Genomic DNA, 10,399 nt, shown 5'->3' on the forward strand with positions numbered 1-10,399 from the left:
GCGGGCGCCACGCTCTGGACCCAGTCCACGGACTATCGTTTTGTCGCCGGCCCGGGACTCGGTGACGGGCAGATCCTGCTCGGAACACTGGATGGCGAAGTCATCGCGCTGGATGCCGTCACCGGTGAAGAGCACTGGCGCTCCGTGGTCGACGCGGAGGTGCTGGCCGCGCCGATCGAAGGCAACGGGCGGGTCATCGCGCGGACGGTTGACGGTCGCGTGTTCGGGCTGGACGCCGGCAACGGCGAGCGCGAATGGGAGTTCAACCGCAGCGCTCCGGCGCTGACCTTGCGCGGCATGTCCGATCCGCTGGTTCGTGGCTCCAACACCATCATCGGTCTGGATACCGGCCACGTGGTATCGCTGGACACCCGCACCGGCGAGGTGGACTGGGAACAGCTGATTCGCGAGCCGACCGGCCGTTCGGAGCTGGAGCGCATCGTCGATGTCGACGCGCAGCTGCTGCTTGACGACGGACGCCTGTTCACCGCCAGCTACGGGGGTGAACTGGTGGTGCTGTCGGCCGTGACCGGTCGCGAGATCTGGCGTCGCAACCTGCGCAGCTACTCCGGCATGGCTGTGAACGGCGATCAGCTTTATGTCACCGACGCTGCCGGCACCGTGTGGGCGCTGGACGTGATCACCGGCGCCGCGGTCTGGGACCAGACGGCGCTTGGCTATCGGGGTCTGACCCAGCCGGTCTGGTATCGCGGCAACCTGATTGTCGGCGACTACGAAGGGTATCTGCACGTGTTGTCGCCGGCGGATGGTCGCATTGTCGGCCGCGCCCGGCCGTCGCGTGACGCGATCCGCGCCGCGCCTCGCATCGAGGGCGAGCGTCTCTACGTGCTCGCCACCGATGGCACGCTCGCGGCGCTGGAAGTGGTGCCGGTCGAACCGTAGCCCGCCGTCATCACGGACACTGACATGTCATCAGCCACCCCGGCGGAATCCGGCGCGCTGCCGGTTGTTGCGCTGATCGGTCGGCCCAACGTCGGCAAGTCCACGCTGTTCAATCAGCTGACCGGAACGCGCGATGCTCTGGTCGCCGACTTTCCCGGGCTGACCCGGGATCGTCAGTACGGCATCGGTCGGCTCGAGGGGCTGCGCTTCATCGTCGTCGACACCGGGGGCATCGGGCCGGACCAGGACCCGGATTTCCGCGAGATGACGGAGGCGCAGGCCACCGCGGCACTGAACGAGGCGGATGTCGTCGTCTTTCTGGTGGATGCCCGCGCCGGCCTGGATCCGGCTGACCAGGAGATCGCGCGCCGGCTGCGTCGGCAGGACCGCCCGGTCGTGCTCGCGGTCAACAAGTCAGAGGGTCTCAGCGCGGTCGAGGCGAACGCCGACTTCTACGCCCTGGGGATGGGCGAACCGCTGCCAATCGCGGCCGCGCACAACCGGGGGCTGGCGTCCCTGGGCGAGTTGCTGGCCGAGCATCTGCCGGCGGACGCGCAGGGTGAGCCGCCGCCGCGCGACCCCGGGGTGCCGCGCATCTGCGTGATCGGTCGGCCCAACGTCGGCAAGTCCACGCTGGTCAACCGGCTGCTGGGCGAGGAACGCGTGGTCGCCGCGGATGCGCCGGGCGCGACGCGGGACAGCGTCGAGGTCGGGTTCGACTGGCAGGGGCGCTCGTTCCGTCTCGTGGACACGGCGGGGCTGCGGCGCCGCTCCAAGCGCGACGGCATCGCCGAGAAGTTCAGCGGGGTGAAGACCCTGCAGGCCATCGAGCAAAGCGATGTCGCGATTGTCGTGGTCGACGCGCGTTCGGACATCGGCGCCCAGGATGCGCGGGTGCTGGGCCTGGCGGCCGCCGAGGGTCGTTCGATCATCGTCGCGGTCAACAAGTGGGACAAGCTTGCGGACGAGGTCCGGCGTCAGATCCGCGAGGACCTGGACTACAAGCTGCCATATCTGGATTTCGCGCCGGTGCATCCGATTTCCGCATTGCGCGGCTCGGGGCTGGGCGAGTTGATGCGCTCGGTGGTCCGCGCATCGGACTCCGCGAATGCCGATCTGACCACGTCAGCGCTGACACAGGTGCTGGAGGACGCGGTGCGAGCGCACCAGCCGCCGGCGGTGCACGGCCGACGGATCAAGCTTCGATACGCTCACCAGGGCGGGCGCCGGCCGCCAAAGATCGTGATCCATGGCAACCAGACGGCTCGCGTCAGCACGGACTACAAGCGGTACCTCGCCAACCGGTTCCGCGAGGCCTTCGATCTGTATGCGACGCCCGTCGAGATCATCCTCAAGAGCGGGGACAACCCCTACGAGGGTCGCCGCAATACACTGACGCCCCGACAGGAGCGCAAGCGCAAGCGGCAGATCAAGCGGTTCGGCAAGAACAAGTAGCGCCCGGGCGCGACGCGTCTAGCGTCGCCAGGCGTCCGTGGCCTCCCACATCCGCAGATAGCCTTCGGCCGAGGAGAACAGCGCCCGCAGTGCGTCGTCGACCTCCTGCCGGCTGCGGTCCTCGGTAAAGCGCTGCATGTCGGCGATCTGGTCCGGATAAAGCCCGTAGTGGGCGATGCCGCGGCCGTCGTACAGGCCGAATTCGTGGTCGCCGGTGACCTGCTTGTCGAACTCGACCCGGCCATCCACCGAAACGAACGGGTACAGCGGTGTTTCAGGCGGCGCGCTGTTGCCGGGCAGTGAGGCGATGCCGTTGACATCGCTGGCCATGCCCGTCGGCACGATGCCGCCAACCCGCAGCGTGGCCGGCCGCTCGCCCGCCCGCAACAACCTGTCCACCCAGGTGCTGCGCGAACTGGCGAACCGGCTGATCGTGCCGCCGTCGGCGACGACGCGGTCCAGCAGTTCCTCCGAGTAGAGCCAGTCGTGACTGCTGGTCACGCCCGGGTAGTCGTTGATCTCGGCCAGTTCGAGGATGCGGTCGATGACCGCACGGGAGCTGTGATCGAGTTCGATCACCATGTTCCGGCGCATCAGTTCCTCGACCAGGAACTGCCCGAGCTCGGTGATGCCTTGCAGGTTGCAGAGGCCGTGTTCGGTTTGCGGCACCAGAGGCGGGATGGGGAGCGCCTGGCTCAGCTGGCCGTTGATGTACTCCAGCTGCAACAGCAGCTGATCGATCAGGCCCAGCGGGTTGACCGCGTCCGGCGAATCGATCGAGGGGTCCTGGAACGTGGCGGGGCACTCCTCATAGAGCAGCGGCGTGCCGGTTTCCACCAGGTTGCCGACGTAGAGAATCGTGCCGATGCCCAGCGCCTCGTCGGGGACCACCCCGCCAAAGGCGTTGTCGAACTTGTGGATCGGGAAGATGTGGCGCACACCCATGTCGTAGGCGGCATCCAGGCGCTCGACCAGTTCCTCGCGGGTGCATTCGGGAATGCCGAGGAACTCACCGCAGTTGAACAGCTTGGAGATCTCGATGCCCATCACCACGGCCATCTTGCCGTCCTCGACCACGGCCCGGGCGTCCGCCGGGTTATCGACGATGCGGAACCATCCCTCGCCGGGACCGCCGTTCTGGGCGTCGATGTAATCCTGCATCTCGTGGATGCGCTGATACTGCAGACGCCAGTTTTCCTCGAAGTCGCAGGCGTTCTGCTTCTGCGGGTTCACCTGGCAGAGCACCTCGCTGCCGGTGAAGTGGTTCACCAGAATGCGCAGTCCGCCCATGTAGGCGCGCTCGATCCACTTGTAGTAGCTCTGGTGATGCTGCAGCGAGTTGTGCTTCGGCCAGTAGGGATAGTCCGGCCATCCCCGTGTCTGATGCACCGGGCTCGCGCCTGAGGTGACCGTCTCGACCAGACCCAGCGCGCCGGCGGGGCCGTGGTTGATGGCGCAGTTGCCCAGCGCATGATCGACACCGAACTTGTGGAAGGGGTCGCCGTAGTTGACCTGCCCGCCGATGAATTCGTAGGCGGTGATATGCGAGTGGGCGTCGACGAATCCGAAGAGGTCGTCGTCATCCAGGCGGCTCGCAGCCGCGCTGTTGCTGAACAGGGGAACATCGCGCATGTAGAAAGCCGGCCCCGCGTCATCAAGCAGTGTCGCGTTCAGCTCGGCCTCGGGGTAGGTGTCGCAGCCGGTCGCGGGCTCCAGCGTAAACGCCGTCTCCATGCCCGCGTCCGTGGCCTTGGTCAGGCCCAGCAGAGAATCCAAGGCCGCCAGCCGATGGCCCGTGATCGCGTTGCTGAAGCTGAAACTGCCTTCACCGGCGGGCAACAGATTCCAGACCGCCAGATCGTTTGCGCCGTTGACGACCGCCAGTTGCGGGTTGACGTCGATCCCGCCCACCACGTCACCGATGTCTCCGACGGTCTCGCCGACGTCGCGGATCGGGCCGCTGCCGGGGTCGAGGATGTCCAGCAGGATATCGGTGATGTCACCGACACCGCTGACCAGTTCGCCCACCTGGCCCACGAAATTGCCCAGGCCGTCCAGCAGCTGGCCGGCCGGATCGGTGATGCCGAGCAGCGTCTTGGTGCCGCGTTCGCCCGGCGCACGCGAGTAGGACGACATCAGCAGGTAAGACCCCAGTGCCGTCGGCTCGAACCGCAGCGGCGTCGCGGCCGCGGGATCCGGGTTGACGTTGAAATCGGTGCCGCTGTCATTGAGAGCGACGAACCCGGTATCGGCGTGCAGAACGTAGCAGCCCTTGGCGACGGAGTAGATCGTCTGTTCCTTGGCCGTTGGCGGGGATGGCTGATCGCCGCCGGCAACGTCCGCGCTCGTGCCGCAGGCTGACAGCAGAACGGCCGCGCTGGCCAAGGTCATCAACCGCATGGTCGTCGTGAAATCCTGCATGGTTCTGGTCGGGTTCTGGGATCGGTGGATGACACCCTAGTGGCAAGAACCATCGGTCCGGGTGGGTAGGGTCGGATTTACTATCGGGGGGCAGCCCCAGTGGGTTTGACGTCCCATTCCGGCGGCATTTCACCAATCCGCGACTCTGTCGAAAAAACCGTCCCTGACAAGCAACAAAGGTAAGTCATTGAAATAAATGGGAATAAGCCGTTGCGCATAACCCATGATGGGAAGCGGGTGTTTCCTCAGGGTGACAGGTGGGTGTGTCTAAGTTATTGAAATAAAGAGAAAAATAGTTGGCACATCCCCTGCGACGTTTGGGTTGTCAGTCGAAAGGCTGCGACCAACTTGAATTGGAGAACACACCATGAAAACGCAGATTGCTTTGATCAGCTCCGCCCTGATGGTCAGCACCGCCGCGCTCGCCGCTGACGGTTCGCTGGACACGGAAACGTCCGTGGAAACGGAAAACCGGAGCTACGAGGGCAGCACCAGCCTCTCGGGCGATGCGTCACGTGAGGGCATCTCCACTGAGTACAGCCGTGAAGGCGAGTATTCCGGTCCGAATGCGGATCGAAGCAGTTCGATGTCCGTCAGCACGGGTGTCAGCTTTCAGGACATGACCGAATCCCCGGACGAGGCGTTTTCGGAAATGGACGAAAACAGCAACGGCGTGCTGTCTCAGCTGGAAACCGAGGGCACGCCGCTGCGCGATCGCTTCGCGTCGGTCGACTCCAATGGCGACGCCACGCTGAGCGACGGTGAATTCTCGAACTTCATCGCTTCACTCGGAGACAACATGGGTGAAGAAGACTCGGATGCTTCCGACGAAGCTGAAGACCAGTTCGATGAAGCGGAAGAAGATGTCGAGGAAGAATTCGGCGAATAATCGCTGACACCTCGAGTCAGGCGCGCTGGCCTTCGGGCCAGCGCGCCTTTTTTTGTGTCCGCGGCGTCATACGAGGACCGATCGGCAGTGATATGCTGCACTGCAATCAGATTTGTGGTGAGTGGGGGGTGCCATGCGAGCGGTTGTTTCAGCGTCCCGAACGACAATGGCGATCTTGGTAGCCTGCGGCCTGTCGGCCTGCGGTGGCGATGATCAGACGACGGCAACGACCGAAGATGCTCTGGCGGCCGGCGCCGGGTTCGTCGCCCTGACGACCACGCTGCTGGGTGGCGGTGACGACGCCGCGCGTAAATCCCTGGGTTTCGGTGGCGGGGTGTCGATGTCGCAGGGCAAGGCCGCGGTGACGACAGCCTGTGACAGCGGCAGCGTGACCGTGGATGAGATGACCGGCCGCACCGAGTACGACAGCTGCGCGACACAGTACACCTCGGGCAGCTATGTCCTGATTACGACGCTTGATGGCGTGGAGCGCTCCGTCGAGACGGGTTGTCACGACGGTTTTGAGTGCAGCGACGACGCCAGTTATTTCCTGGATCAGTATGGCGAGGGCGGCGAACCGCTGGTCGCGATCAGCGAGGACAGCAACGGCGTGGATCTGCGATCCACCACATTGCTGACGGACCGCCACTCCGTGACCACCGGAGCCGGAAGCACGACTTATCGCTCGCTGCTGGATGGCACGGTCACGTCGCGGGATCGGGCCGCCGGTCTGCCGGAACTGCGCTACGACTACGATCAGGTGACGTTCGTCGAGACCGAGGACGCCGAGGGCTACGCGTTGTCCATCGATGGCGCATTCAGCACCAATGCCGGTGATCTGGTCAGTGGTTGCGCCAATGGTGAAGCCGCCTTCGACACGACCACGCCGATTCGCTTCAACGCCAGCGGTGCCCCGACAGCCGGCGCGCTGCGCATCACGCTGGGGGGTGGAGCCGATGTCACCGCCAGCGTGGAAAACGGTCAGTTCGTGATTCGCAGCGACGACGCCGAGGCCAGCTACAGCCTCGCCCAGTTGCGCGCGCTCTGCAGCTAGGCATCTCCGCGGTCTAGTCCTGTTCGCCCTGCGGCGAGCGATCCTCCACGCGAGTGTCGAGGGTGCCGTCCGCCAGACGGATGCGCAGCGTGTCGCCGGTCGCGACCTGCTCGATCGAGCGCACCACGCGTTGATCCGTATCGGTCGCGACGGCGAATCCGCGATTCAGCACCGCCAGCGGGCTTACCGCGTCCAGTTCGCGGCCCAGGGAGCCAATCCGGTTGCGGTGCCGGTCCATGGTTCGGTTCGCCGCGCGTGTCAGCGTCGCATTCCACTGATCCAGCGAAACCGACGCGCGTTGCAGAGCTTGCCGCGGGTGCTGGCCCTGAAGTCGGGCGTGCAGGGCGTCGACATGCCGTGAACCGGTCTCCAGCCGGCCCTGCGCGAGCCGCCGAAGCCGTTCGGCCAGTTCGTCCACGCGCTGGGCACGCTGCTCCAGATGTCGGCCCGGATGCGCCAGCGTCACGCGATGGTGCAGGGCATCGAGTTCCCGGTGCCTGCCCTGCAGCAGTGCGCGCAGCGCCCGCCTGCTCCGAGAGGACAGCGTCCTCAGAACCGCCATGCGATCACGCAGGTCGGGCACGGCGAGTTCGGCCGCGGCCGATGGCGTCGGCGCGCGCAGATCGGCCACTAGGTCGGCGATGGTCGTGTCCACCTCGTGACCGACACCGCTGATCACCGGGATATGCGAGCCGACAATGGCGCGGGCCACGCGTTCCTCGTTGAACGGCCACAGGTCCTCCAGCGATCCGCCGCCGCGGCTGACGATCAGCACGTCGGCCACGCCATGCAGGTTGGCTCTGGCGATGGCGTCCTCGATGCCGGCGGCGGCGCGCTCGCCCTGGACCAGGGTCGGGTAAACGACCACATCCATCAGGGGGCAGCGACGCGACAGCACGGCGCGGATATCCCGCAGCGCGGCGCCGGTTGCCGAGGTGACGATGCCCAGGCAGCGCGGTTCGGCGGGAATCGGCCGCCTGCGCTCGGCGTCGAACAGCCCCTCGGCGGCCAGCTTGCGCTTGAGCGCCTCGAACTGCAGACGCAGCGCGCCTTCGCCCGCGGGCTCCATGTGCTCGATGATGAGCTGGAAATCGCCGCGAGCCTCGTAGAGACCGAGCCGTCCCCGCACCAGAACCTCGTCGCCATCGCGCGGAGGGGAACCCAGCAGCCGGTTGGCGTTGCGGAACATCGCGCAGCGCAACTGGGCGCCGGCGTCCTTGAGGCTCAGGTACCAGTGGCCGGAGCGCGGAATCGACAAATTGGACACCTCGCCCTGAACCCAGATGCGCCCGAAACCCTGTTGCAGCAGCAATCCAACCTCGCGGTTGAGCTGGCTGACGGTGAAGATGGCGCGTTGGTCGTGTGAGTCCATGCGATTCGGCATTCAGGGGGTTGCGCAGCGGCGTATACTACGCGCCCCTTCCGACCCGAAGTTCGCCATGCGCCTGAGTGAAGAGGCACTCACTTTCGACGACGTCCTGCTGACGCCGGCCTTCTCGAACATCCTGCCGCGCGAGGTCGATCTGACGACACCGCTGACGCGCGAGATTCGTCTGAACATCCCGCTGCTGTCGGCGGCGATGGACACGGTGACCGAGGCCCGGCTGGCCATCAGCCTGGCGCAGGAAGGCGGCCTGGGCATCATCCACAAGAACCTGTCGCCGGCGCTTCAGGCGCGCGAGGTTCGCAGGGTCAAGAAATTCGAGTCCGGGGTCATCAATGACCCGATCACCGTGTCGCCCTCGACGACGATTCAGCAGGTGCTGGACCTGACGCGCAAGCACAGCATCTCCGGCGTGCCCGTGGTCGACGGCACCGAACTCGTCGGGATCGTCACCAGCCGCGACCTGCGGTTCGAAACGCATTACGACGCGCCGGTCACCAGCGTGATGACGCCCAAGGAGCGTCTTGTCACCGTGCGCGAAAACGCCAGCAAGCAGGAAGTCATGGATTTGCTGCACAAGCACCGCATCGAAAAGGTGCTGGTGACCAACGATGCCTTCGAGCTGCGCGGCATGATCACGGTCAAGGACATCCAGAAGTCCACCGACTTTCCCAACGCCTGCAAGGACAGCCACGAGCGCCTGCGCGTCGGCGCCGCGGTGGGCACGGGCGCCGATACCGAGGAACGCGTCGCCGCGCTGGCCGAGGCCGGCGTGGATCTGGTCGTGGTCGACACCGCGCACGGGCATTCCCAGGGGGTGCTGGATCGCGTTCGCTGGGTCAAGACGCATTATCCGGAGTTGCAGGTCGTCGGCGGCAACATCGCCACGGGCGATGGCGCGCTGGCACTGGTCGACGCGGGCGCCGATGCGGTCAAGGTCGGCATTGGCCCCGGTTCGATCTGCACCACGCGCATCGTCGCCGGTGTCGGAGTGCCGCAGATCACCGCGGTGGCCAATGTTGCCGAGGCCCTGCGCAACAAGGGTGTACCGCTGATCGCCGATGGCGGCATCCGCTACTCGGGCGACATGGCCAAGGCGCTCGCGGCCGGCGCGTACTGCGTCATGGTCGGCGGCATGCTGGCCGGCACCGAGGAAGCCCCGGGCGAAGTCGAGCTGTACCAGGGTCGCTCCTACAAGTCCTATCGCGGCATGGGTTCGCTGGGCGCGATGGGGCAGGGCTCCAAGGACCGCTACTTCCAGGACGCCACCCAGGAGCTGGAAAAGCTCGTGCCGGAGGGCATCGAGGGTCGCGTGCCGTACAAGGGGTCAATGTCCGCCATCGTCCATCAGCTGATCGGCGGCGTGCGCGCGGCCATGGGCTACACCGGATGCGGCAGTGTTGATGAATTGCGCACCCGGGCGAGCTTTGTGCGTATCACCGGAGCGGGCGTGCGTGAATCGCATGTCCATGACGTTTCCATCGTCAAGGAAGCCCCGAACTACCGCGTGGACGGCTGACGCCGGCCCGAACGATCACCGCTCGACCGAGAACAGCATGCAGCCCAGTGACGACAAGATCCTCATCCTGGATTTCGGATCGCAATACACTCAGCTGATCGCCCGCCGGGTCCGCGAGCTGGGCGTTTACAGCGAGATTCACCCCTGGGACTGGACCGCCGAGAAGATTCGCGGGTTCTCGCCCAAGGGCATCATCTTTTCCGGTGGTCCGGAAACGGCGTCGGTGGCCGACGGCCCCAGGGCGGACGCCGAGGTCTATGACATGGGCGTGCCCATTCTCGGCATCTGCTATGGCATGCAGACCATGGCCGCCGAGCTGGGTGGCCGGGTCGTGCCGTCCAACAAGCGCGAGTTCGGTTACGCGCGCGTTGCCCGCACCGGCGCCTGCCGCCTGCTGGATGACATCGAGGACGCGATCTCCAACGACGGGGTCGCCCAGCTGGATGTGTGGATGTCCCATGGCGACCGTGTCGAGGCGCCGCCGAGCGGCTTCTCCGTCGTCGCCGGCACGGAATCGGCGCCGGTGGCCGGCATTGCCGACGATGGTCGCAGCTTCTACGGCCTGCAATTCCATCCGGAAGTGACCCACACCGTGCAGGGCGCGCGGATTCTCGGTCGATTCGTCCATGACATCTGTGGCTGCGGCAACGCCTGGCAGCCCGGCAACATCATCGAATCGCTGACGGTTCGGGTTCGCGAACAGGTCGGTGCCGGCAAGGTCCTGCTGGGTTTGTCCGGTGGTGTGGACTCCTCGGTGGTCGCCGCGCTGCTGCA

General features: G+C 65.8%; 8 protein-coding genes. 6 read left to right on the forward strand and 2 right to left on the reverse strand.

Annotated elements, in window-relative coordinates:
• Both bamB and der read left to right on the forward strand, forming a co-directional pair.
• Positions 1-903, forward strand: a 903-nt coding sequence (gene bamB, locus ABNS06_RS10380) for an outer membrane protein assembly factor BamB (RefSeq protein ID WP_348674467.1), incomplete at its 5' end; no start/stop codon positions are given.
• A gap of 24 nt (positions 904-927) precedes the next feature.
• On the forward strand, positions 928-2,358 hold the full coding sequence (der, locus tag ABNS06_RS10385) for a ribosome biogenesis GTPase Der (RefSeq protein WP_348674468.1): 1,431 nt from the start codon (positions 928-930) through the stop codon (positions 2,356-2,358).
• Between the two features lie 18 nt (positions 2,359-2,376).
• Here the strand turns inward: der and ABNS06_RS10390 are convergent, their stop codons facing one another.
• Positions 2,377-4,779, reverse strand: coding sequence for a hypothetical protein (locus tag ABNS06_RS10390; RefSeq protein WP_348674470.1), 2,403 nt, complete (start codon positions 4,777-4,779; stop codon positions 2,377-2,379).
• A 367-nt stretch (positions 4,780-5,146) separates the two neighbouring features.
• Between ABNS06_RS10390 and ABNS06_RS10395 the strand changes: the two genes are divergently transcribed.
• Complete coding sequence (locus tag ABNS06_RS10395; protein ID WP_348674472.1) at positions 5,147-5,668, forward strand: hypothetical protein; 522 nt, start codon at positions 5,147-5,149, stop codon at positions 5,666-5,668.
• 166 nt (positions 5,669-5,834) lie between these two features.
• Positions 5,835-6,722 (forward strand): hypothetical protein, encoded by an 888-nt coding sequence (locus ABNS06_RS10400; protein ID WP_348674473.1) that lies wholly within the window; start codon positions 5,835-5,837, stop codon positions 6,720-6,722.
• A 13-nt stretch (positions 6,723-6,735) separates the two neighbouring features.
• Here ABNS06_RS10400 and xseA read toward each other — a convergent pair whose 3' ends face one another.
• The gene (xseA, locus tag ABNS06_RS10405) at positions 6,736-8,094 is read right to left on the reverse strand and encodes an exodeoxyribonuclease VII large subunit (protein WP_348674475.1); all 1,359 of its coding nucleotides are present in this window, start codon (positions 8,092-8,094) and stop codon (positions 6,736-6,738) included.
• 67 nt (positions 8,095-8,161) lie between these two features.
• Here xseA and guaB point away from each other — a divergent pair, with 67 nt between their 5' ends.
• Together guaB and guaA are read left to right on the forward strand one after the other, a co-directional pair.
• Entirely contained in the window at positions 8,162-9,625 is a 1,464-nt protein-coding gene (gene guaB, locus ABNS06_RS10410; protein ID WP_348674477.1) for an IMP dehydrogenase, read from the forward strand.
• A gap of 37 nt (positions 9,626-9,662) precedes the next feature.
• Positions 9,663-10,399 (forward strand): glutamine-hydrolyzing GMP synthase (gene guaA, locus ABNS06_RS10415; protein WP_348674478.1); only part of this gene is annotated, 737 nt, incomplete at its 3' end.

The sequence above is a fragment of the uncultured Abyssibacter sp. genome, from assembly GCF_964000955.1.
GTDB lineage: Bacteria > Pseudomonadota > Gammaproteobacteria > Nevskiales > OUC007 > Abyssibacter.

Excerpts from the sequence above, each read along its gene's own strand:
- xseA (WP_348674475.1), bottom strand. The coding sequence starts at position 8,094 with ATGGACTCACACGACCAACGCGCCATCTTCACCGTCAGCCAGCTCAAC.
- ABNS06_RS10390 (WP_348674470.1), bottom strand. The coding sequence starts at position 4,779 with ATGCAGGATTTCACGACGACCATGCGGTTGATGACCTTGGCCAGCGCG.
- ABNS06_RS10400 (WP_348674473.1), top strand. The coding sequence starts at position 5,835 with ATGGCGATCTTGGTAGCCTGCGGCCTGTCGGCCTGCGGTGGCGATGAT.
- der (WP_348674468.1), top strand. The coding sequence starts at position 928 with ATGTCATCAGCCACCCCGGCGGAATCCGGCGCGCTGCCGGTTGTTGCG.
- guaB (WP_348674477.1), top strand. The coding sequence starts at position 8,162 with ATGCGCCTGAGTGAAGAGGCACTCACTTTCGACGACGTCCTGCTGACG.
- ABNS06_RS10395 (WP_348674472.1), top strand. The coding sequence starts at position 5,147 with ATGAAAACGCAGATTGCTTTGATCAGCTCCGCCCTGATGGTCAGCACC.